23 protein-coding genes and 2 tRNA genes are annotated in these 22,068 nt (G+C 45.7%); all 25 read right to left on the bottom strand.

Annotation, left to right across the window (positions count from 1 at the left end; genetic code table 11):
- Window positions 1-49: 49 nt before the first annotated feature.
- On the bottom strand, window positions 50-949 hold the full coding sequence (locus H8704_RS03595; protein WP_249297380.1) for an ATP-grasp domain-containing protein: 900 nt from the start codon (window positions 947-949) through the stop codon (window positions 50-52).
- Window positions 946-1,920, bottom strand: a complete 975-nt coding sequence (locus H8704_RS03590; protein WP_249297378.1) for a RimK family alpha-L-glutamate ligase — start codon at window positions 1,918-1,920, stop codon at window positions 946-948. Before H8704_RS03590 ends, H8704_RS03595 begins: the two co-directional genes overlap by 4 nt.
- A complete protein-coding gene (locus H8704_RS03585) occupies window positions 1,910-5,056 on the bottom strand; it encodes a DNA translocase FtsK (protein WP_249297377.1) in 3,147 nt (1,048 codons plus the stop codon). Before H8704_RS03585 ends, H8704_RS03590 begins: the two co-directional genes overlap by 11 nt.
- Before the next feature lie 36 nt (window positions 5,057-5,092).
- Window positions 5,093-5,968: an undecaprenyl-diphosphate phosphatase gene (locus H8704_RS03580; protein ID WP_249297376.1), complete on the bottom strand. Its 876-nt coding sequence runs from the start codon at window positions 5,966-5,968 to the stop codon at window positions 5,093-5,095.
- Between the two features lie 409 nt (window positions 5,969-6,377).
- On the bottom strand, window positions 6,378-7,028 hold the full coding sequence (locus H8704_RS03575; protein WP_249297375.1) for a ClpP family protease: 651 nt from the start codon (window positions 7,026-7,028) through the stop codon (window positions 6,378-6,380).
- Window positions 7,029-7,126: 98 nt separating this feature from the next.
- On the bottom strand, window positions 7,127-9,214 hold the full coding sequence (locus H8704_RS03570; protein ID WP_243101813.1) for a polyribonucleotide nucleotidyltransferase: 2,088 nt from the start codon (window positions 9,212-9,214) through the stop codon (window positions 7,127-7,129).
- A gap of 81 nt (window positions 9,215-9,295) precedes the next feature.
- Window positions 9,296-9,562, bottom strand: a complete 267-nt coding sequence (rpsO, locus tag H8704_RS03565) for a 30S ribosomal protein S15 (protein WP_118676996.1) — start codon at window positions 9,560-9,562, stop codon at window positions 9,296-9,298.
- Between the two features lie 143 nt (window positions 9,563-9,705).
- Window positions 9,706-10,338: an SMC-Scp complex subunit ScpB gene (gene scpB, locus H8704_RS03560; RefSeq protein WP_182439613.1), complete on the bottom strand. Its 633-nt coding sequence runs from the start codon at window positions 10,336-10,338 to the stop codon at window positions 9,706-9,708.
- Window positions 10,339-10,426: 88 nt separating this feature from the next.
- Window positions 10,427-11,209, bottom strand: a complete 783-nt coding sequence (locus H8704_RS03555) for a segregation and condensation protein A (RefSeq protein ID WP_022463804.1) — start codon at window positions 11,207-11,209, stop codon at window positions 10,427-10,429.
- 70 nt (window positions 11,210-11,279) lie between these two features.
- Window positions 11,280-11,879 carry a hypothetical protein gene (locus H8704_RS03550; protein ID WP_249297374.1) on the bottom strand — a complete coding sequence of 200 codons (600 nt, stop codon included), beginning with the start codon at window positions 11,877-11,879 and terminating at the stop codon, window positions 11,280-11,282.
- Window positions 11,880-11,883: 4 nt separating this feature from the next.
- The gene (gene obgE / locus H8704_RS03545) at window positions 11,884-13,173 is read right to left on the bottom strand and encodes a GTPase ObgE (RefSeq protein WP_249297537.1); all 1,290 of its coding nucleotides are present in this window, start codon (window positions 13,171-13,173) and stop codon (window positions 11,884-11,886) included.
- A gap of 100 nt (window positions 13,174-13,273) precedes the next feature.
- Window positions 13,274-13,561, bottom strand: coding sequence for a 50S ribosomal protein L27 (gene rpmA / locus H8704_RS03540; protein ID WP_022463807.1), 288 nt, complete (start codon window positions 13,559-13,561; stop codon window positions 13,274-13,276).
- A 4-nt stretch (window positions 13,562-13,565) separates the two neighbouring features.
- The gene (locus H8704_RS03535) at window positions 13,566-13,904 is read right to left on the bottom strand and encodes a ribosomal-processing cysteine protease Prp (protein ID WP_118677002.1); all 339 of its coding nucleotides are present in this window, start codon (window positions 13,902-13,904) and stop codon (window positions 13,566-13,568) included.
- A 52-nt stretch (window positions 13,905-13,956) separates the two neighbouring features.
- Window positions 13,957-14,262: a 50S ribosomal protein L21 gene (gene rplU, locus H8704_RS03530; protein WP_022463809.1), complete on the bottom strand. Its 306-nt coding sequence runs from the start codon at window positions 14,260-14,262 to the stop codon at window positions 13,957-13,959.
- Window positions 14,263-14,446: 184 nt separating this feature from the next.
- Window positions 14,447-15,148 carry a TraX family protein gene (locus H8704_RS03525; RefSeq protein WP_249297373.1) on the bottom strand — a complete coding sequence of 234 codons (702 nt, stop codon included), beginning with the start codon at window positions 15,146-15,148 and terminating at the stop codon, window positions 14,447-14,449.
- Window positions 15,149-15,310: 162 nt separating this feature from the next.
- A tRNA-Glu gene (locus tag H8704_RS03520) sits at window positions 15,311-15,382 on the bottom strand.
- 33 nt (window positions 15,383-15,415) lie between these two features.
- Window positions 15,416-15,487 (bottom strand) — tRNA-Glu (locus H8704_RS03515).
- Window positions 15,488-15,619: 132 nt separating this feature from the next.
- Entirely contained in the window at window positions 15,620-16,915 is a 1,296-nt protein-coding gene (gene lepB / locus H8704_RS14215) for a signal peptidase I (protein WP_330605828.1), read from the bottom strand.
- 59 nt (window positions 16,916-16,974) lie between these two features.
- Window positions 16,975-17,298 (bottom strand): DNA-directed RNA polymerase subunit omega, encoded by a 324-nt coding sequence (gene rpoZ, locus H8704_RS03500; protein WP_022463812.1) that lies wholly within the window; start codon window positions 17,296-17,298, stop codon window positions 16,975-16,977.
- 76 nt (window positions 17,299-17,374) lie between these two features.
- Window positions 17,375-17,992: a guanylate kinase gene (gene gmk / locus H8704_RS03495; protein WP_118677006.1), complete on the bottom strand. Its 618-nt coding sequence runs from the start codon at window positions 17,990-17,992 to the stop codon at window positions 17,375-17,377.
- 2 nt (window positions 17,993-17,994) lie between these two features.
- The gene (locus tag H8704_RS03490) at window positions 17,995-18,264 is read right to left on the bottom strand and encodes a DUF370 domain-containing protein (RefSeq protein ID WP_022463814.1); all 270 of its coding nucleotides are present in this window, start codon (window positions 18,262-18,264) and stop codon (window positions 17,995-17,997) included.
- Between the two features lie 26 nt (window positions 18,265-18,290).
- Window positions 18,291-19,169, bottom strand: a complete 879-nt coding sequence (locus tag H8704_RS03485; RefSeq protein ID WP_249297372.1) for a YicC/YloC family endoribonuclease — start codon at window positions 19,167-19,169, stop codon at window positions 18,291-18,293.
- Window positions 19,170-19,204: 35 nt separating this feature from the next.
- Window positions 19,205-20,806, bottom strand: a complete 1,602-nt coding sequence (locus H8704_RS03480) for an AI-2E family transporter (RefSeq protein WP_249297370.1) — start codon at window positions 20,804-20,806, stop codon at window positions 19,205-19,207.
- Between the two features lie 172 nt (window positions 20,807-20,978).
- Complete coding sequence (locus H8704_RS03475) at window positions 20,979-21,671, bottom strand: LrgB family protein (RefSeq protein WP_249297368.1); 693 nt, start codon at window positions 21,669-21,671, stop codon at window positions 20,979-20,981.
- Window positions 21,664-22,020 carry a CidA/LrgA family protein gene (locus tag H8704_RS03470; RefSeq protein ID WP_022463818.1) on the bottom strand — a complete coding sequence of 119 codons (357 nt, stop codon included), beginning with the start codon at window positions 22,018-22,020 and terminating at the stop codon, window positions 21,664-21,666. Before H8704_RS03470 ends, H8704_RS03475 begins: the two co-directional genes overlap by 8 nt.
- Between the last annotated feature and the right edge of the window lie 48 nt (window positions 22,021-22,068).

Genomic DNA, 22,068 nt, shown 5'->3' with positions numbered 1-22,068 from the left:
CGCTTTTGCCTTCGCGCATATTATATCACACTCTCCTCCCAAAACACAATCACCACTTTCCGAAGAGATATGTAACGTAATCCTTCACAATATCATGCTCCGTATACTGATAAAGCATACGGCAGCCTACCATTTCCTCCACTTCGTCAAAGATCAGTCTGCCATCCGGCAACGGCAGGAAATCAATGCTGTACATCCCGTCAAAACAATCCGGCAGGCACTTGATAAAGCAGTCAATATATTCTCTCTGCGCCAGAGTAAGTCCCATTTCACGGACACCTCCTCCGAGAGAAAAGTTTGACCGGAAATCCTTTTTTCCTTTCCGGAGCATAGCACAGTAAATCTCACCGGCCAGAACATAGACCCGCAGATCCCTGCTTTGACATTCAATCTTTTCCTGAATCACCACTTCCCGTCCTGCCAGAATATCTCTCCATTCTTCCTGAGCTTCCACCAGAAAAACTTCGCTCCCTCCGTGACCGGATACGGATTTGATCACACCATGCCGCATTTGCTCCGGTATAACAGCACCAATATGATCTGCCGCGCATTTTATTATTTCTGCATTTCCTATATTGCTTATGTTGCCCATTTGTGCCGGAACTGTCAGAAAAACAGTTGCCGGACACCATTTTTCATTTAAAATTTTCTCCGGCAAGTGCTCCTGAAAATACGTCATCATTTTGTATTTATGATTTGCAAGCTCTACCAAACGGCTGTTATGGTATACCGGAATGTTCCGCTCTTCATACCAGCGGCTCACCTCCGGATCTCTTGTCCGGTTTAATACAAAATCAGGATTTATTTTTTCGGAAAATGTTTGGTAATCCGTTTTGGATACAAAAGAAAAATCAATGCCCTTTTCTATTCCTGTTTGTTGAAACATTTCGATAAATCCATGATTTTTTTGTGCTTCTTTATTCTCATAGATCAGATATGCTTTTTTCATGGGAACACCGTCCCTGCCGGAACTTGTTTTCTGTCCTCCAAAAGCTTCAGAATATGCTCCATGATTTTTTCTGCCACATTAACACCGGTACAGGTATGGATATTTTTGAAATGCGCATTGGAATTAACCTCACAAACAATATCCGCCCGGCCGCTTTCCTCATCAAACAACAGATCCACACCACAAAAATCAAGACCAAGAACCTGCGCCGTCAAAACAGCCAGCGAACATTCTTCCTTTGACGGGGTATATGGCTTCATACTGCCACCGTTGGTAATATTGGCACGAAAATCTCCATTTTCCGAATATCGCTCCATGGCCGCCACCACCTCACAGCCTACCACCTGCAGGCGTACATCCCGGCCGCTGCTGTATTGGTGGTATTTCTGATATAAAAACGGTTTTCCTCCCAGCTTTCCCGTAAGCTGCTCCAGCATCTTTCGGTCCTGAGCCATGTATACCTGCATGCCAAAGGAACCAAAACATTCCTTGACAATCATAGGATATCCCAGACGCTCCTCCACCGTGTCCAAAAAATCGGTCTTTGTATATCCAATATTCGCATAGGTCATCGGAGCCGGAATTGTCGGCAGCAGCCGTATTTTTTCTTTTGGATGCGCTGCGTTCCAGGCAGCAAGGCGCAGATATGTCTCACATTTATCGTCACAGACGCCCACAGATTCCACCGAATTCAAAACCGGAATTTGATATCTGTCCGCAAACATGGACAGACATTTTCCATAGGGAATATCCTTATCCCAATAAATTACAAAGTCATATTCTGACAGCCACGCCGGCTCCTCTTCAATCATAAGAAGTCTCTCCGCATTTTCTATAATATCCAACGTCATTCCCCGTTGAAGTGCCGCCTCCCGCAGCCATTCATAATGCTCCACAAACTTTCCGGTCCGGAGAAATGCATTGGTCACCAGCAGACCTTTGTAACCATCTTCTTTTTCCCTATTCTGCATTTCCAGCCTCCTCCTGATCCGCAAATTCCTGTGCCAGTGCAAATTCATCTTCAGACGCAGCTTCACCTGTGCTGTCTCCATGTCCCAGATACACTTCAAACTGCTCCATAGTCATCAGCACCTGACGCGGCTTTGTACCCACTGCCGGTCCAACGACCCCAGCTTTATTTAACTGATCAATGATGCGGCCGGCTCTGTTAAATCCAATAGAAAATTTCCGCTGCAGTTGTCCTGCCGCAGCTCTTCCGGAATCAATAACAAAACGTCCTGCATCCTCAAAATATTCATCTACGTCAGACTTTTTATCCTCCGAAGTGCTATCTGCTCCGGCAGGAATATCTACGATCTCCGTTACTTTGTCATTGTAGACCGGAGTCTCATTGTTATTACACAGAAATGCAACAACATCCGATACTTCCTTATCCGACACGAAGGCACCCTGCAGACGTACCGGCTCCGAGTAACCGGAAGGGAAAAACAGCATATCACCCTTTCCCAAAAGCTTTTCTGCACCGCCCTTGTCCAGAATTGTTCTGGAATCAATAGCAGAGGATACCGAGAAAGCAATACGGGAAGGAATATTCGCCTTGATCACACCGGTAATGACATTAACCGATGGTCTCTGGGTTGCCAGGATCAAATGAATGCCGGCTGCTCTGGCAAGCTGTGCCAGACGGCATACTGCATCCTCCACTTCCTTGGATGCAACCATCATCAGATCTGCAAACTCATCCACGATGATCACAAGCAGCGGCATATGGGTATAACCGGCCGCTTCTGCATTCTCAACAGACTTGATCTTCTCATTATATCCGGCAATATTCCGGACGCCCAGCTCTTTAAACTTGTTATAACGGTCCATCATTTCCCGAACTGCCCAGTTCAGGGAAGCTGCCGCTTCCTTCGGATCTGTCACAACAGGACAGTACAGATGTGGAATACCATTGTAGCAGCTAAGCTCTACCACCTTCGGATCGATCATGATCAGCTTCACTTCATTGGGATCTGACTTATATAAAATACTCATGATCAGCGTATTGATACAGACTGATTTACCGGAACCGGTCGCACCGGCGATCAGAAGATGAGGCATTTTGGCAATATCCGTCACAATGACCTTTCCCCCAATATCCTTGCCCACAGCAAATGCCACCGGACTTTTCGCCTTTTCAAAAGCTTCCCCCTCCAGAAGCTCCCGGAAATGTACGGAGCTCGGCTTCTCGTTTGGCACCTCAATACCCACTGCCGACTTGCCTGGGATTGGCGCCTCAATACGAATGCTCGGTGCTGCCAGACTCAGCTTCAGATCATCCGCCAGATTGGTGATCTTATTGACACGTACGCCCTGTGCCGGAAGCACCTCATAACGGGTAACAGTCGGGCCGCAGGTTACGGCTCCCATCTCCACTTCTACATTAAAGCTTTGCAATGTGTCCTTTAAACGCATTGCTGTTTCCCTGAGATCCTTATCACTGGCCCCACTGCTCTCCTGCTTAGTCGGCAGACTGAGCAGGTCGATTGGAGGAAACTGATATGGAATCGTTTCATTTTCTACCTTACTGTCATTTAATGCATTGAAAGTATCGGAGTTTGACACATAATCGTCGCCGCCAATCCGCCCATGAGAAGACTGTTTCTTTGGGGCAGACTTCTTCCTCGGTACGCTTCCCGGTACGTTGGAAGAAACCTCTGACGCTGTAGACACCGGTTCCCCGGCAAGTACCGCACCTGCTCCTGCGGCTGCCGGTTTCTGCCCCGCCGCTTCAGCATCCGGTGCTGTTCCCGCAACACTACGGAATTTGTGATTCATTTCCTCCCTGTAAATCGGGATGTCCATCTCTGACTTTTTCTCAGATACCGGTTCTTTTGCCGAAGGTTCCGAAACGGAAACGGCAGTCTTCTTCTCAACATCCACCATCGCCTTCTGTGGCTCCGGCCTCTCCTGCATCACATCAAACTCCGAATCGTCATTCTCCGCACCAATAATCTCCTGCATTCCTGCAGGAATACTAAGCTCCGGTGTCTCCTTTTGATTTTCCGGCTTTGCTGCCTCCCATGCCTTTGCTGCCGCCGCCTGCTCTTTTTTCTTCTCTTTTTCCAGCTTTTTGAGCTTTTCCTTTTGCTCCTTCGCTGCAATCCGTTCCTGCTTCTCTCTGGTCTCAATTTCATCCAGCCTTCTGCCTGCCGCCTGTAGATCCACTGCCTGTAATGTCACTCCGGCTCTGCTTGCAGCTGCCTGATCTGCCCTTCTGCTTTTGGGAATCACACGGTAGGAAGGCTCCCGGTAATCGTTTTCTTCCTGTACAAAACGGTCATATTCCTCCTCCATCTGCTCCTTGTATGCATTCTTCTTACGGAGAGATGCCATCATTTCCAGACCATGAAAAATATATGCGCAAAGCAGGATCAGACCGAGAAGTACAACAGCCGCACCTCCCTTCCCTATCACAGAAGACAAGGCGGTTCCTATTCCACGGCCAATAATTCCACCGCTTCCCTTGCCGTGCTTTGCCACATCCTCCAGTGACATATAAAGACATTTAAAATATTCATGATGAAGTACATGATTGCTCGTGAAATATTCTGTCAGTATTTCCTGTTGGAAGATCAGCTCTGTCAGTGCTCCCAAAAGCACCAGAAGTACACCGCCACTGATAATCTTTCGCGGTACTCTGCGATCTCCGGCATTAACAACAGCAAATACATAGCTAATAACTATCATTGCCGGCATCAGCCAGGAAATCCATCCAAACAATCCAAAATGAATCCCTGTAAGAACGATCCCAATTTTTCCACATACACCCAAAAAGCACAAATAAAAAAAGATACTGATGATCGATAACACAAGAATCGTAATTCCTGTCTCAAATGCCAGTTGATCCTTATATGTATTAATCTCATCGGCAGTTCTTTTATGCTGTCTCGCTGTATTCCCCGCTCCGGATGATTTTCTGCCGCCAGCCGTACTCTTTCTGCCGGCAGAATTTTTTCCATTAGAAGCCGTTTTTCTTCCCGATGTATTCTTTCTGGTCGCCGTTCCGGAACTTTTCCGTTTCGCCGTACTGTTCTTTCCCGCTGTCCCGGATCTCGTCTGGCTCCCGGTTGCCCTTGCTGATGATTTTCTTGCCGCTGCCATACTCTTCCTCATTTCTACATTTTATATAACTGATTTCTACGCCCGGATGGATGCAATAATTGATACAATACCAACCACTGCGCAATAAATTGCAAAATACTTAAACCGCTTACCACGGATCAGTCCCATCATAAAACGGATTGCCAGATAACCGGAAACTGCCGCCACCAGCATGGAAATAATGCAATACAAAACATCTGTCTGCGTCAATGCCAGAGAAGAAAGGTCTCCGATTTCCAATAATACTGCTCCCAGAACTGCCGGTATGGACATAATAAAGGAATACTTTACAGCAAATCTCTTATCAAAACCACAAAGCAGACATGCCGTGATCGTGGTTCCCGATCTGGACACTCCCGGTAAAGTTGCAATTCCCTGGGATACTCCCACTAAAGCGGCCTCTCCATAACGGATATCCTTCGGCTTTTTGCTGCCCGGCTCCACCAGATCCGCAATCACAAGAAAAACTGCCGTCACAAGCAGACAACACGCCGGCACCAATGCAATCTCATTGGCCTGCTCCACATAATCCTTAAAGATCACACCGATCAGTCCTGTGGGTATCGTTGAAACGATCACCAGCATCACATATTTGCGATAGGAGCTTCGGACTACTTTATGATAAGGCCGCTGCTTTCCGGTAAGATTCTGAAAAAAACGTCCCACGTTGGAAAAACTGTCCCCTAAGATATGGAAGCCCTCCCGGATCAGATGACTGATGTCATTCCAGAATGCCACAAAAATTGCCAGTAATGTACCAAAATGAAGCATGACGTCAAAAAACATCCCTCCGCTCTCCAGATTCACATGAAGAAGCTGTTTGATCAACACCAGATGCCCGGAGCTGCTCACCGGTAAAAATTCTGTCAAACCCTGTACTAAACCAAGCAAAACCGCCTTCCATAGAGACATATCATTTCCTCCTTTGTGCTTTCCATCTCATTTTAACCTTAGCTTCTTATTATAGCGTTTTTTGTTTGGAATTGCAAATATACCCCTGCTCCAAAAAAAGAACGCAGATCGCCGCAAATCGACAGATAAGGGCTATAACAAAAAACTGTCCCACATTTGTGAGACAGCCATTTTCCGGATATTGATGCGTCCTACGTCTGTATGAGTTCAGGTTATCCTGCATATTTCCTATGTTTTTCGTTTGTGCTAAAGCAATCCGCATGTGAAACCTCTCTGTCTAATAAATTCTATACGAAATGCGAACCCCTTTTCATTCCGGTACTTCTAATAATCATTACAGAAATCATATCAAACATTTCAATAACATTGCCAGCCTTGACCTAATCCATTTTTCGACCTGTTTTCTCCTTTACTTTGTTCCTTCTCCAATCAGCTCTCCCAGCTTTTTTAACGCATCATGCATTCCTCCCACCTGCTGAAACAGCCCGCACTCTACCGCCTGCTTTCCCACCAGAATCGTTCCCAGATCCCTGGTCAGAATTCCCGGCTTTACCATCATACTCTCCAGCTTGTCCTGTGGAATTCCGGAATGATCCGCAATAAATCCCGTGATCCGGTCCTGGATCAGCTGAAAATATTCATAGGTCTGGGGAGCTCCCAGCACCTGACCGCTCATACGCACCGGATGAATAATGACCGTTGCCGACGGTGCGATCACCGTATAGTCCGCTGCCACGGAAAGAGGAACACCAATGGAATGACTGTCCCCCACCACCAATGCAACCGACGGTTTGGACAGGGATGCGATCATTTCCGACAATGCCAGACCGCAGGACACGTCTCCTCCAATAGTATTAACCACAAACAACACCCCATCTACCTGTTTGGTACAGTCTAAAGATGCCAGCATCGGCAGCAGATGCTCATATTTCGTTGTTTTCGTCGTATTTGAGGAACACTCATGTCCCTCAATCTCCCCAATGATAGAGATCATCTGTATCTTATGCCCTTTTTCATCCTGCAGCATCATATTTCCATATTCTTTGATATTTTCTTCCATTCCTTCCTCCCTTGTGTCTCTATACAAAAAAGACAGAAAATGATATGATATTTCATTATCATTTTCTGCCTTTTTATGGCTATTTATTCATTGATAAATTATTTTACATCCTTGATACTGAAGCTCATTCTGCCCATCTTGTCCTTGCCAAGGCAAACAACTTTTACATGATCCCCAAGTGTCAGAACATCTTCTACATGGTTGATGCGTTCTTTTGCAATCTTAGAGATGTGAACCATTCCCTCTTTGCCAGGAGCAAACTCGACAAATGCGCCAAACTCTTTGATGCTTACCACATCGCCCTCCAGGATCTGTCCCTGATGGAAGTCTGTTGTAATGATCTCGATGAGACGCTTTGCCTCATTCATCATTGCTTCATCCTCACCACAGATAGATACCTGACCTTCATCGTTGATGTCGATCTTCACACCGGTTCTCTCGATCAGAGCGTTAATGGTCTTACCACGCTGTCCAACAACATCACCGATCTTCTGTGGATCGATCATGATCTGGATGATCTTTGGTGCATACTTGCCAACCTTCTCACGAGGCTCGCTGATTGCCGGCTTCATACAGGTATCCATAATGAACATTCTTGCCTCACGGCATCTTGCAATGGCTCCCTCTACGATCGGACGGGTCAGACCATGGATCTTGATATCCATCTGAATGGCTGTAATACCATCCTCCGTACCGGTTACCTTAAAGTCCATATCGCCAAAGAAATCCTCCAGTCCCTGAATATCTGTAAGCAGTACAAAATCGTCATCTGTCTCGCCTGTTACGAGACCACAGGAAATACCTGCAACCATTTTCTTGATCGGTACACCGGCAGCCATTAATGACATGCAGGATGCACATGTAGATGCCATGGATGTAGAACCGTTTGACTCGAAAGTCTCAGATACGGAACGGATTGCATATGGGAACTCTTCTTCACTTGGAAGTACCGGAAGCAATGCCTTCTCTGCCAGAGCACCATGACCGATCTCACGACGTCCCGGTCCACGGCTAGGCTTTGTCTCACCAACAGAGTATGAAGGGAAGTTATAATGATGCATATATCTCTTCTCTGTCTTGTTGGCATCCAATCCGTCGATTCTCTGCTTCTCAGAAAGAGGAGCCAGAGTTGTGATATTGCAGATCTGAGTCTGTCCACGGGTAAACATGGCAGAACCATGAACTCTAGGAATCAGATCAACCTCAGCAGCCAGTGGTCTGATCTGTGTGATCTCGCGGCCATCCGGACGCTTGTGATCCTTGAGGATCATCTTGCGTACTGTCTTCTTCTGGTACTGATATACAGCCTCATCCAGAATCTCCAGCCAGTCTTCCTTCTCAGCAAATGCCTCCGCTAACTTCTCGGTTACCTGGCGGACATTCTCCTCTCTTGTCTGCTTATCATCAGAGAATACAGCCTCTTCCATCTCCGCAGGAGGTACGATCTTTTTGATCTCCTCGAACATCTCCTCCGGAATCGCACAGCTTGTATACTCATGCTTTGGCTTACCAATCTCTTCTACCATCTGATTGATCAGTGCAATGATGGTCTGGTTGACGTCGTGGCACTTGTAAATTGCCTCGATCATCTTGTCCTCCGGAATCTCATTGGCTCCGGCCTCGATCATAATAACCTTCTCTGCAGTGGAAGCAACCGTCAGACGAAGATCACCATTGTCCCATACCTCCTGGCTCGGATTTACGATGAACTCGCCGTCTACCATACCCATCTGTGTGGTAGCGCATGGTCCGTAGAACGGAATATCTGAAATACTTGTTGCAACAGCAGAACCGATCATAGCAACAAGCTCCGGACGGCACTCCGGATCAACAGAAAGAACCAGGTTGTTCAGAGAACAGTCATTTCTGTAATCCTTTGGGAACAAAGGACGCATTGGACGGTCAATAACACGCGCTGTCAGAACCGCATTCTCAGATGCCTTTCCCTCACGTTTATTAAAACCTCCCGGAATCTTTCCGACAGAGTACATTTTTTCTTCAAACTCTACTGACAGAGGGAAGAAGTCAATTCCCTCCCGCGGCTTCTCAGATGCTGTGGCAGTACAAAGAACCGTTGTGTCTCCGTAATGCATCAGGGCAGCACCATTCGCCTGCTTTGCAACTCGTCCGATGTCGATAGACAGAGTTCTTCCGGCAAGCTCCATGGAATATGTTTTGTATGCCATGATTATCTCCTTTCCTTTTGCCCTGTGGGGCTTAGCAAAACAAGGCACCCTTGCAGGTGCCTCATCCCTCATTGTGTAAAATTATTTTCTAAGACCAAGCTTCTCGATCAGTTCACGGTAAGCGTCGAGATCTTTCTTCTTAAGGTACTCAAGAAGGTTACGTCTCTGACCGATCATCTTCAGCATACCACGTCTTGAATGGTGGTCTTTCTTGTTCTCCTTCAGATGCTCTGTGAGCTCACGGATACGGAATGTAAGGATTGCTACCTGTACCTCTGGAGATCCTGTATCCTCTGGTGTACGTCCATACTCTTTTACGATTTCTGCTTTCTGCTCTTTGCTAATCATTGTTTTTCCTCCTATAATTTAATATATGCCTGTCACTAAGAACCGGTTGGAGTCTCCGAAATCCGAGTGACGGTAATCACAACTTATTTAGAATAACACATTGAAATGTGTTTGTAAACAGGTTCGTCTGATTTTTTCTATTTTCATCCATTCACAGAATTTTCGTCAGCTTCTGATGGCTTTTTCTCATTTTCTTTGTGGTCTAACTCAATATCTAACTCCAGCTGAATCTCTTCCTCAGCCTCCAGCTTAAAGTCTTCCACCTTTTCCGGATTAACCACCGGCAGATCCTCCAGGGATTCAATACCAAAGTTGCGCAAAAACTCCTCCGTTGTGGCAAACAGGATCGGGCGTCCCGGTGCATCCAGGCGGCCCACCTCGCAGATCAGCTTGTATTCCACCAGCTTGTTGATCACATGGTCACTCTTTACGCCACGGATATGCTCTACCTCCAGCTTCGTGATCGGCTGCTTATAAGCTATGATAGATAAGGTCTCCAAAAGCACATCGGTCAACACATGCTTCTTCGGCACATGGGCGATCTTGACCAGATACTCATACATGGAGGATTTGGTACACATCTGAAAGGCACCGTCCAGCTCGATGATCTGTATCCCTCTGTCATCTCCGGCGTAGCGGTCCATCATATTCCGGATCACATGGCGGCAGGTATCCTCATCCTGCTCCGTTGCCGCTGCGATACGCTCCAGTTCCACGGCCTCTCCCATGGTAAACAGAATCGCCTCGATCACCGCTTCTAAATCTGCTATTTTCATTTCCTTATCCATACGAATCCTACATTCCTTTCTCAACCCGCAAACTTGAAATTCCAAACATAAAGCCTGCCGTGCGAAAATTTATTTCTCACACACCACTGGATGGCACAACTTCTACATCCTTCACACCCGGTACATATGTAATCAGAATATCATCAAAAATATTTTCCTGTTCTATTTTTAACTTACCCACCTTCATCAGCTCCAAAATTCCCAGGAAGGTTACGATCAGCATCAGCTTACTGTGCTGCTCCTCTAACATTCCACGGAATGTAAATCGGCCGTGAGCCATAGCGTATTCCTCAATATGCAGCATCCGGTCCGTGAGACTGATCTTTTCCTTCTCAATATTTCCAAACTTACTTCGGATCGGATCGATCTTGTCCACCTGTTTTTTCATAATGTCCCGGAAGATAAGCTGCAGCTTTGATAACGTCACATCGGAAAGAAGTGCTTCCACATCTACTTCCTCCTGATACTCTGCGATTTCCTTTGGTATTGTCGGCTTTTTGAATATCATATGAGAGGCGTCTAACTGCCGGTCCTTCAGCTCATAGGACGCATACTTATACAATTTATACTGCAATAGACGTTCTACCAGCTCAGCTCTCGGATCTTCTTCCTCGCCCTCCTCTGCCGGTGGTGCCGGGAGAAGCATTTTCGACTTGATCTTAAGCAAAGTCGCCGCCATAACAAGAAAATCGCTCATAACGTCCATGTCCTTCGTTTCCATGTTCGAAACGTAATCCATATACTGCTCTGTGATCTCCACGATCGGAATATCAAAAATATCAATCTTATTTTTCTCGATCAGATGAAGCAGCAGATCTAACGGTCCGTCAAACGCTTCCAGCTTTACTGATAAACTCATACTAATCCTACATTCCTTTCTCACCTTGTAGCCTTTCGTCCGCTGTCGCAAAGCTGCCGTGTGAAATATCCTACAAAAACAGAACGATCAGCCGGGAGGCTCCATAATGGATCATATCCAATAAAACAACCAGAACAAAAATCAATTTCACGGTTCCATCCGCCTTGATCATTCCCAGATATGCTGCCGGAGATACCCCTGCAACGATCATCCCCATATCAAAGGTGGAAATCGGAAATAAATTGGCTGTCAGCATCCCGGCACTGAGCAGTGCAAGATACTGTACCAAAATTGGGACAATCGCATTCCACCAATGAGGCAGTACCAGATGATCCAGTCCGTCTATCCCACCATATCCAAGCCGCAAAACAGCAACGCTTCCTGCCAGAACAACGACCAATGAGACAATCCCCGCCATTCCCAGACAAAGATTGGTACGGCGGTCCCTGACACGGAAAAAATACGGTTTGGATATCGGAACCATACTGGTCAGAGACAAGATCAGTCCAACGGGATCAATATACCGCCAGACCTTCCATGGTGCTGTCCGAAAGCATTTTACCGATTTCTGGCAAAACATATAGACAAACAGACGCACACATTCGTGATAGATCATTAGAAAAGCCGCCGCTGCAAGGCAGATACCAAGCTCTAAAAGGATTTCTTTCACCCTGTCACCTCAAATAATCAAATTGAAGACCATACATCCGCACCGTATCGCCCTCCTCTATGCCAAGCTTCTCCAGTTCATCTACAATACCGCTTGTCCGCAGGAACTTCTGAAAGAATTCAAAGCCTTTTTCGGAATCAAGATTGGTATAACCAAGCATTCTCTCAATCCGTGGTCCCTCAACCACATACATGCCTTCTTTCTCATCATACTCCACAATATATGGTTCATCCTTAAAGGTCTCCTGCTCCAGATCATATTCCTGTTCGAACACAACCGGCTCCTGATCCAGCTGGTCAAGCTGCTGTTTCACATAATAAAGAAGCTCCTTGACACCCTTACCGCTGACTGCTGAGATTGGAAATACCGGAATGCCTTTCGGTTCAAACTCCTCCTTCAAAAGCGTGATCACGGTATCCTCCTCGGTTCCATAAAAAACGTCGGTCTTATTGGCTGCGATCACCTGTGGACGTTTGATCAGCTCCGGGCTGTAGTTTTCCAGCTCTTTATTGATGATCAGAATATCATTTAAAGGATCCCTTCCCTCGGTAGACGCTGCATCCACCATATGAATAAAAAGCTTTGTTCTCTCAATATGACGCAGGAACTCGTGTCCCAGTCCCACTCCCTCGGAAGCTCCTTCAATCAATCCCGGAATATCTGCGATCACAAATCCATCGGTTCCCTCCAGATCAACTACACCAAGGATCGGGCTTAGTGTTGTGAAATGGTAATCGGCAATCTTTGGCTTTGCATTGCTGACCCTTGACAGAAAAGTGGATTTCCCGACATTTGGAAAACCAATAAGTCCCACATCCGCAATAGTCTTCAACTCCAGAATAACCTCAAGCTCTCTGCCCGGCTTTCCCGGCTGGGCATATTTCGGTACCTGCATCGTCGGCGTAGCATAGTTCATATTTCCCTTTCCGCCTCTGCCGCCCTTCAGGACCACCTCTCTCTTATGCTCGTGAGACATATCAATAATGACCTTTCCGGTCTCAGCCTCCCTCACAACTGTTCCTTCCGGCACATGAACCACCATATCCTCGCCATCGGCTCCATGACATCGTCTCTTGCCGCCCGGCTCGCCATCCCCGGCAAAATATTTCCGGATATGACGAAAGTCATTCAGTGTATTGACACGGGGATCTACCTCAAAGATCAAATCGCCACCCCGGCCACCGTCTCCACCGTCCGGACCACCTGCTGCTACATACAGTTCTCTTCGGAAACTCACATGACCGTCTCCGCCTTTTCCGGATCGTATTGTTATTTTCGCACTATCTGCAAACATCATATCCTCCTTTTCTAAAACGAGAAGTTCTTATAAGTAAGAAATAGGGGCTGCCACTGGCAACCCCTTATCGGTAACCGGATTTCCCGGTCAAAAAGTCTTATTTAGCTTCTACCGGATATACGGAAGCCTGCTTTTTGTCTCTACCTTTTCTCTCGTAACGAACAACACCGTCTACAAGTGCAAACAGAGTATCATCTCCGCCACGTCCAACATTTACACCTGGATGAATCTTTGTACCACGCTGTCTGTATAAAATGTTACCAGCAAGTACGAACTGTCCATCGGCTCTCTTTGCTCCTAATCTCTTGGACTCGGAATCTCTACCGTTCTTAGTAGAACCCATTCCCTTTTTATGAGCAAACAACTGAAGGTTCATCTTTAACATGGTTCTATCCCTCCTGTTTTTCTAATCGAATTTTAATGTGTTTCTTTCCATACTCATCCTGAATCCCGTTCAGACCCAGAACAAGTGATTTCAATAACAGCTGTGATGATGTACTGACCGGTCTGTCCGTAATCTGAAAAAAAACGGAACCACTATCCGGATCAACGGAATTTTCAAAAGCATCCTCCGTATACTGATCAATGGAATTGATCGCATTGATCACAAGAGCGGATACAGCAGCACATACAATGTCCTGACCGTACTCAGCATATCCGGCATGACCCGACATCTGAAATCCTGTATACTCCCCGGAGGGAGTCTGAAATATCTTAACATCTATCATACTGTCACCCTTCTGTGAATCTCACAGAATCTTTATCCGTCATCAGACTGGATTAAGCGTTGATCTTGTCGATCTTAACCTGTGTATAAGCCTGTCTGTGACCGTTTTTCTTATGATATCCGGTTTTTCTCTTATATCTGTAAACGATAACTTTCTTTGCTTTGCCTTCCTTAACAACTGTTGCAGAAACACTTGCATTTGCTACGTCAGCACCTGCCTTCATAGCTCCGTCGTTTACAGCCAAAACGCTATCAAATGTAACTGTCTCGCCAGCCTCTGCTGCAAGCTTCTCTACGTTAATGATATCACCCTCGGCTACTTTGTACTGCTTTCCACCTGTTGCAATAATTGCGTACATCTTTGCACCTCCTTATCATTACTCGCCAACTATGGTATCCGGAAACATTTCCGGCATTTCACAAAACCTCGTTGAGCGGCACACTTGAATATCTTAGCATTCCACCTTCATTCTGTCAACTGTTTTTCCTGACTTTTTTGAAGTTTTTTGTAATTTAAAATTTTCCTAAACAATCCCATTCATTTCAAGCCGGGCAAATCCATTTGTATATTCCCCAAAGCACCAGCAGATGGATCGGATAAAACCAATAAAAGAAACCTCTGGGCATCCTTGTTGCCCCCTGATCCCTCTCTGCTGAATACAGCCTGACCGGAGCCAGTGCCAGTGCAGCTATAAGCTCCATCCAGCCCTGACACAGGCATATCACCGGAAACAACCACAGAAGTGTCCTAAAATCGTACCGGCACACATAAAACGCCGTGATCATCAATATCCCCCACATAGAATAATCACATTGAAGCAGCACCGCTGTTCCAAGCCCGCCAAATACGATCAGCAGATATGCTGCACACCTGTTCACTCCCACAATGCACTTCTCAACCTCTGCTATACCCCAGAGTACCGCAAGCCCGATTCCCAGCGTAAAAAACACATTTTGGTCACTCCGGGCAACCATCTTCCCGGAAAACACCAGATCATAAGGAATCTCAGAAATCACCGCAAAGCACCAGAGTCGTGCCAGATACTTTCCCCGGCTGTGAGTATAAATAAACCCCTGCACCAACAGGAAACAGATCAGAGGAAACGAAAGTCTGCCAATCCCCCGCATAATATGATACAACACGGACATTGTACTTTGCGGTACAAAAAGATAACCTATATGATCAATCACCATGCTCCATATGGCGATCCATTTTAACTGATTCCGGGATAATGTCATATGCATGAAAACCTTCTTTTCTTCTTTCCACTTTACCTGATCCTGAGAGCAGGTACCTTAATCTGCTATGATGCCTGCCCTTTATTTTCCTTAATGATAGGAAAGAACCTATCCACAATCAATGAATAGGTTCTTTCCTCGGGTTGGGCTGTTATAAATAACAGTTAGCAGTCTGTAGGGGAATCGAACCCCTGTTTTCGCCGTGAGAGGGCGACGTCTTAGCCGCTTGACCAACAGACCAAATATGAAGTTGTAAGCTGTAATAACAGCTAGCAGTCTGTAGGGGAATCGAACCCCTGTTTTCGCCGTGAGAGGGCGACGTCTTAGCCGCTTGACCAACAGACCATTTTCTCTGCTGCGCTTTACCGCGTCAGCAGTTGATATATTACACTACTTTCTGACAAATTGCAAGCATTTTTTTAAATTTTTCCAAAAAAATTTGCAAATCTGTCAGAAAGCCGCATGTTTTCTGGGTTTCTAACGACCAAAATATTGATCAATTCCATCGGCCATACCGACCGCCATCTTATTTCTGGTCTCTTTTTTCTGCATATAACGATCCTCCGATGCATTACTTAAAAATCCCATCTCGATCAATGTCACCGGTATTTTACTCCAGTTTGTACCGGTAAGATCATCTCTCAGAGAGAGCCCTCTGTTACGGATTCCTGTTTTTTTGCAGTAATTTTTCAGAATATACTGGGACAATTTTTTTGACTTTGCACTCAGCTTTCCTACATAACGGTTTTGGGTGGAAGGATATAACGCCGAAGCTCCCCTTACCGAAGAAGAAGCTGAACTGTCCCCATGGATCCTGATATAAATATCCGCACCGCTTTTGTTGGCAATCTGCGCACGCTGCTTATTACTGATATTTACATCATTTTTACTGCGGATCATAATAACCTTATAACCTCTGGATTTCAGCTCCTTTTGAAGCTTTTTGGCTACGATAAGGTTTAATTTATATTCCGGCACATGAGATGCGACACCTGTCGCTCCCCCCGCCACCTTTGCCTTCCGGGTAGACGAACCCGGCCCCATCGGCTCTGTGGAGCTGTCACCACGAGACTGATGCCCGGCATCAATCGCAACTACCCTCTGGCGTTCTGCCGCTTCTGCCTTTTGACCATTGCCCTTAATGGTGCCAAACTTATTAAACGGATATATTCGTAACACGGCCTTGCCTTCGATTTTATCTCTGGATACAGGTCCTACTTCCTCGTAACGGCTGTCTTCGCTGACCTCCCGGTTATCCCCCAGCACAAAATACTCATCCTTGCCAAGCTTCAGTGGCTCTGAGGCAATACCGGACTCCGTCATAGGATCCTTGCCATAATTTTCCTTCAGAACCTTGCCGTCAATATAAATCGTATTCCCCACAATCTGGATCGTCTCTCCCGGCAGACCGATTACACGCTTAATATAATAATCCTCGTTTTCTCTGCCATACGGATAAAATACAATAATATCAAATCTTTTGGGGTCTGAAAATCGGTAGGACAACTTGTCTACCAGCAGATTATCCTCGTCCTGCAGGGTAGACTCCATTGAAGTCCCGTCAACAATCGTTCTCTGTATCACATAGCGCGGTACTACCATAACACAGACCACGATGATCGCTACATAAACGATCAGCTCGATCAATGCACTTTTTATCTTTTGAAGCCTGGTCGGCTTCTTTTCCGGTTCATTTTCTGATATATTTTCCTCTGCAGGACATTCTTTCTCCTGCTGGATTTCCTTTGTCTGATCCTGGTTTTCTTCCATCATCACAACAAGCTCCTCCGCCTCTGATTTATACGATCTGATCTTTTCCCGAAGTTTTTCCTCTACTCATCTTCCTCAGAGAAAGAAATGATAGATTCCGCTTCCTCTGCTCTCTCCTGAGCTTCTTTTGCCTTTCTTGCCTCGATCTCAGCAGCCTCCTCCTCACTGAGAATATGGATCTTGGAATTGCTAAGCTCCTCAATCGCAGTAGACAATGGCTTTGGACATTTTGATTTTACTAAAGGCTGTACCCCGTCAATAAGCTGACGTGCTCTTTTGGAAGTTGCCAAAACGATAGAATAACGGCTGTTTACTACAGGTGCCTCTCCGGTCTCTACCTCGCTGTTTACTAATTTCATTAAGTCTGTATAAGATGGATGTAACATAATATTCCCCTTTCAAAATTTAGTTTATATTCATTATGCTAGCTTATAGAATATCGCAAAAAGATAAATTTATCAACTATCTTTTTTCAAACTCCTGTTTTATTTTTTTGATAAATTTCTCCTGCTGTTCTCTTTTGTAATGGAGAGAACGGATCAGTCTATGTACATTTTCCACACACTCGTCCAGATCGTCATTCACTACGATATAATCATATTTCTCCATATAGCTGCACTCTTCCTTTGCTCTCGCCATGCGGTCACGGATTACTTCTTCTGTCTCAGTTCCTCTGCCACGGAGTCTCTGCTCTAACACGTCCACCGATGGCGGCGTCAGAAAGATCAGATTTACCTCTGGCAGGATTTCCCTTACATGAAGGGCTCCCTGCATTTCAATCTCAAGGATCACATCTTTTCCCTGCTCTAACTGCTGTACCACATATTCCTTGGGTGTCCCGTAATAATTTCCCACATACCGGGCATATTCGATCAGCTGATGCTCTGCGATCATCTGCTCAAATTCTTCCTTCGTCTTAAAGAAATATTCTCTGCCATCCTGCTCCCCCTCTCTCGGAGAACGGGTTGTTGCTGAGATTGATAAACCATAGTCATATTTATCCAGAAGCTGTTTTACAACGGTTCCCTTTCCGGCTCCTGAAAATCCTGAAATTACAGTAAGAACTCCTTTATCTGACATTTTTATTCCTCCATTTCCATATTCCGCAGTTCCCCTTCCTGCGGCGAATGAACTCTGCTCTCGATGGTTTCCGGCAAAAGTGCTGACAGCACCAGATGCCCGCTGTCCATTACCAGAATACATTTGGTCTTCCGCCCGCATGTGGCATCCACTGCCAGTCCGGCATCCTTCGCATTTTGTATCATACGCTTGATCGGTGCCGCATCGGCCCGTACAATGCCAATGACCTTATTCATATTGACCACATTTCCATAACCGACATTAACCAGCATAATAATGTCCCTTCCTGTCTGCTCTGTTATTCTATATTCTGAATCTGCTCTCTGACCTTCTCGATCTCTGTCTTGAGATCAATCGCAATATTGGATAATGCCCTGTCATTTGCCTTGGAGAGTATGGTGTTTGACTCCCGGTTCATCTCCTGTGCGATAAAATCCAGCTTCCGTCCAATATTGTCTCCCAATTTTAAAGTATCTCTCATATTCTTGATATGGCTGTGCAGACGTACTGTCTCCTCATCCACGCAGACCTTATCAGCATAAATAGTCAGCTCTGTGGCAAGCACACGTTCATCAATATTTTTATCTCCCAGAAGCTCCTCCACCTTTTCGGTGATCCTGCTGCGGTATTCTTCCATCATCTCCGGAGAACGTTTTTCCACGTCACATACCATCTTTTCAATGCCGTCCAGCTTTTCATTCAGATCAAGAAACAGATGCTCCCCTTCCTTCTCTCTCGCTTCCACGAAATGAGCCGCCGCCTGACGCAATGTCTGCTCCAGTACAGGGAGTAACGTTTCCTCATCATCCTCAGCTTCGTCCAGAGCAATGACATCCGGCATCCGGATCAATGACGCCGCAGTAATTCCCTTTTCCAGTCCAAAGGTCTGAGCGGCCTTTTCAATGGCGTCCATATATCCCTGTGCCACTGTATCATGGTAATCTACCTTTGTTTTCTTTCCGGCATAATCCTCATAGGAAATATAAATGTCGATCTTTCCTCTGGCCGCAAACTCCTTTACTGTCGAACGCACGACATTTTCAAAGGCGTTAAATTTCTTGGGCATCTTGATCCCAATATCACAATATCTGTGATTGACCGCTTTCATCTCTACTGATATTTTATACTCCTCCGTAATGGTCTCACTCCGGCCAAAACCCGTCATACTTTTAATCATGATAATCCTACTTTCTCCTTTTTATATCATTTCGTCTACTTGCCTGTTTCAGAATTCTCTGCCTGTTTTTCTGTCTTATCCGTTTCCGACAGTTCCCCGTTCGAAAATTGCTCCTCCGCCTTCCGATCCGGCTCTTCCCCGCTTTCCGAATCTCCGGTCATAGTCTTACCTTCTGCCGCCGGTGCTTCAATGGGTTTCTGTGTCAGAAGCTGCAATAGAGAAATCTTATTTTCTGCATCCCGGCGCAGGTTAGCATTTCTCTTTTCCTGCTTTGTATATAAAACGTAATGCTTATCTCCATTCACATCTGTCCGGATCCTCTTCAGATCCTTATACATATCCGTCTCCATACTAAGGCTTTTATGATACAGACGCAGCTCCAGATAATCCTTTAACAGCCGGTAGATCATCGCAAATAACGGCACACCGACGATCATACCTGCAATGCCCCACAGCCCTCCAAACAGCAGGATGGCAAACAGCACCCAGAATGCCGTCAGACCCGTTGATTCTCCCAAAATTGCCGGTCCTATTACATTACCATCCAACTGCTGGAGGATAATAATAAAGATAACAAAATAAACACACTGGACCGGATTGACCAAAAGGATCAGAAGTGCACTTGGCACTGCTCCAATATAAGGACCAAATACAGGGATCACATTAGTCACACCAACGATCACGCTGATCAGCAGCGGGTATGGAAGCTTCAGAATCCACATCACAATAAAACACAATACGCCAATGATCGCAGAATCCACGATCTTACCAACGATGAATCCGCTAAATGTATCGTTTGTCATGCGTCCGTAATGAAGGATTACATCTGCCTGTTTCTTGCCAAAGACCGCATAGATCAGCTTTTTTGCCTGTGCCAGAAATCTATCCTTGCCAAGCAGCAGATAAACTGCCACAATACAGCCGATCATCAGATTATATAATACTCCCAGCACACTGAATACACCACTGGCAAACATGGAGGCCAAAGAGTTTACATTTGGTAAAAGCCCTGTCTGCAGCCAAGGAAACAGATCCTTTTGAATCCATTCATCCAGACTATCCGTCACATGAAGCAGGGCATCCTGAAACTGATTGGCCAGGTAGGGGTTATCCATGACCCACTTGCTTACCTTATGATAATAATCCTGTGCCTGATCCGGCAGAGTGTTCACCAACGTAACAATGCTGTTGACCACCTGTGGTATCAACAGCCACAAAAGTACGGTAATGATCAGAAAACCGGTGATCATCGCCAGGACAATGCTGACAGCCTTGGTAAACTTCCGGTAGCGCCGCTGTCTCCGCTCATCCTCCTCCGGGATCTTGCGTCCGAAGAGTTTATAAAAGCAGTTGCTGTAAAATACCATCAGCGGATTTAGCAGATATGCGATCACAAGTCCATAAATCACAGGCATCAAAAGCTTCACCAATGCTGCTGCCGCCTTCCATATATAGGAAAGATTCGTCAAGCAGTAAAAAATGATGATCGATATGATGATCACTAAAAGCAGGCCAAACCAATGACCCAGTAATCCCCGAAATCTTTTTTTACTTTTTGGCTTTTTTTCAATAAAATCCGGATGAAAGATCTCCTCAATCTCCGTTTCCAACACATCGTCCTTCTGCTTCTTCTCCATAGAAATGTCCATGCCTTTCTAAACATCCGCAGACAGCCGCTGCAGATAGAATATTCTCATAGTCTTACGATAAAACACACTCTGTTTAATGATAAACGATTCCCTTGCAAAAAGCAATAGCCGTCCGGAGAAGATTCCCTGTTTCTGTCCCGGCACCATCATATACCGTTTATTACAAAAAGCATGCAAAGATCGATGCCCCGGCTACCGTCAACAGCCCTGCCACTGCAATGGATAAGCCGGAGATTGCCCCCTCTGTTTCGCCCATTTCCATTGCCTTTGATGTACCAATGGCATGAGAGGCCGTGCCGATTGCGACTCCCTTAGCGATCGGCTCTGTAATATGAAATACTTTACATGCAGCTTCCGCCAGAATACTTCCCAGAATACCCGTTATAATAATGATTGCCACAGTCAGTGTCACATAACCGCCTAATTCCTCAGAAACACCCATTCCAATGGCAGTGGTAATGGACTTTGGCAGGAGCGTCGTGTATTCCTTATGGTTCAGTCCGAAAAAGACTGACATAGCAAGAACACTGACAAGGCTTGTCAAAACACCGGATAAGATTCCGACCATGATTGCCTTAAAATTCTTCTTTAACAGCTCCATCTGCTCGTAAAGAGGAATAGCCAGACAAACTGTCGCCGGTGTCAGAAAATAACTGATCACATCCGCTCCCTCCTGATAAACCTTATAATCTGTCTTGGAGATATTTAAAAAGAGCATGATCAGGATCACGGAGATCAAAAGAGGATTAAAAATGGCCAGCCGGAATTTCTTCTGCAGCAGCATACCGATACCATATGCCACAAAGCTCAAAGCAACACCCCAAAACACGGAATTCTGCATAAACTCACTCATTCTGCACATCCTCCTCTGTCATAAACTGTGTGACCCTGCCTGCCACGAACATTACCAGAAGCGTGCTCAGCAAAGTGATCACCGCATAAGGAAGCAGTATCGGCATCAGTACATGATACGCTCCTAACAAACCCACAGCTGCCGGAATAAACATCAGTGGCATTACTTCTATTAAAAAGTATCCCGTCTCCTTCACCTTATCCAGAGACAGAATTCCACCGGCCAAAGCCGTAAATAGGATTGCCAGGCCATAAATGCTTGCCGGAACCGGCAATGGGATCAGGTTATGTAACACTTCCCCAATCAGGGAGATCAGCAGAATAATAGAAAACTGTCGCAAATATTTCACAACAAAACACCTCTTTCTCTTTTGTTCTAAAAATATACTTAATATTAG

The organism is Jutongia huaianensis, from assembly GCF_014384985.1.
GTDB classification, from domain to species: Bacteria; Bacillota; Clostridia; order Lachnospirales; family Lachnospiraceae; genus Jutongia; species Jutongia huaianensis.
Note: the sequence above shows the minus strand (reverse complement) of the source record. Positions and strands in the feature narration are given on the sequence as shown.

What these genes read in the sequence shown, in the direction of transcription:
- H8704_RS03570 (WP_243101813.1), bottom strand. Translation starts at nt 9,214, where the DNA reads ATGGCATACAAAACATATTCCATGGAGCTTGCCGGAAGAACTCTGTCT.
- H8704_RS03475 (WP_249297368.1), bottom strand. Translation starts at nt 21,671, where the DNA reads ATGAGTGAGTTTATGCAGAATTCCGTGTTTTGGGGTGTTGCTTTGAGC.
- H8704_RS03490 (WP_022463814.1), bottom strand. Translation starts at nt 18,264, where the DNA reads ATGCTGGTTAATGTCGGTTATGGAAATGTGGTCAATATGAATAAGGTC.
- H8704_RS03480 (WP_249297370.1), bottom strand. Translation starts at nt 20,806, where the DNA reads ATGGAGAAGAAGCAGAAGGACGATGTGTTGGAAACGGAGATTGAGGAG.
- H8704_RS03555 (WP_022463804.1), bottom strand. Translation starts at nt 11,209, where the DNA reads ATGAGTTTATCAGTAAAGCTGGAAGCGTTTGACGGACCGTTAGATCTG.
- H8704_RS03485 (WP_249297372.1), bottom strand. Translation starts at nt 19,169, where the DNA reads ATGATTAAAAGTATGACGGGTTTTGGCCGGAGTGAGACCATTACGGAG.
- H8704_RS03535 (WP_118677002.1), bottom strand. Translation starts at nt 13,904, where the DNA reads ATGATAGATGTTAAGATATTTCAGACTCCCTCCGGGGAGTATACAGGA.
- H8704_RS03575 (WP_249297375.1), bottom strand. Translation starts at nt 7,028, where the DNA reads ATGGAAGAAAATATCAAAGAATATGGAAATATGATGCTGCAGGATGAA.
- H8704_RS03590 (WP_249297378.1), bottom strand. Translation starts at nt 1,920, where the DNA reads ATGCAGAATAGGGAAAAAGAAGATGGTTACAAAGGTCTGCTGGTGACC.
- rplU (WP_022463809.1), bottom strand. Translation starts at nt 14,262, where the DNA reads ATGTACGCAATTATTGCAACAGGTGGAAAGCAGTACAAAGTAGCCGAG.
- obgE (WP_249297537.1), bottom strand. Translation starts at nt 13,173, where the DNA reads ATGTTTGCAGATAGTGCGAAAATAACAATACGATCCGGAAAAGGCGGA.
- rpmA (WP_022463807.1), bottom strand. Translation starts at nt 13,561, where the DNA reads ATGTTAAAGATGAACCTTCAGTTGTTTGCTCATAAAAAGGGAATGGGT.
- scpB (WP_182439613.1), bottom strand. Translation starts at nt 10,338, where the DNA reads ATGAAAATAGCAGATTTAGAAGCGGTGATCGAGGCGATTCTGTTTACC.
- H8704_RS03595 (WP_249297380.1), bottom strand. Translation starts at nt 949, where the DNA reads ATGAAAAAAGCATATCTGATCTATGAGAATAAAGAAGCACAAAAAAAT.
- gmk (WP_118677006.1), bottom strand. Translation starts at nt 17,992, where the DNA reads ATGTCAGATAAAGGAGTTCTTACTGTAATTTCAGGATTTTCAGGAGCC.
- H8704_RS03580 (WP_249297376.1), bottom strand. Translation starts at nt 5,968, where the DNA reads ATGTCTCTATGGAAGGCGGTTTTGCTTGGTTTAGTACAGGGTTTGACA.
- rpoZ (WP_022463812.1), bottom strand. Translation starts at nt 17,298, where the DNA reads ATGTTACATCCATCTTATACAGACTTAATGAAATTAGTAAACAGCGAG.
- H8704_RS03585 (WP_249297377.1), bottom strand. Translation starts at nt 5,056, where the DNA reads ATGGCAGCGGCAAGAAAATCATCAGCAAGGGCAACCGGGAGCCAGACG.
- lepB (WP_330605828.1), bottom strand. Translation starts at nt 16,915, where the DNA reads ATGATGGAAGAAAACCAGGATCAGACAAAGGAAATCCAGCAGGAGAAA.
- H8704_RS03525 (WP_249297373.1), bottom strand. Translation starts at nt 15,148, where the DNA reads ATGCATATGACATTATCCCGGAATCAGTTAAAATGGATCGCCATATGG.
- rpsO (WP_118676996.1), bottom strand. Translation starts at nt 9,562, where the DNA reads ATGATTAGCAAAGAGCAGAAAGCAGAAATCGTAAAAGAGTATGGACGT.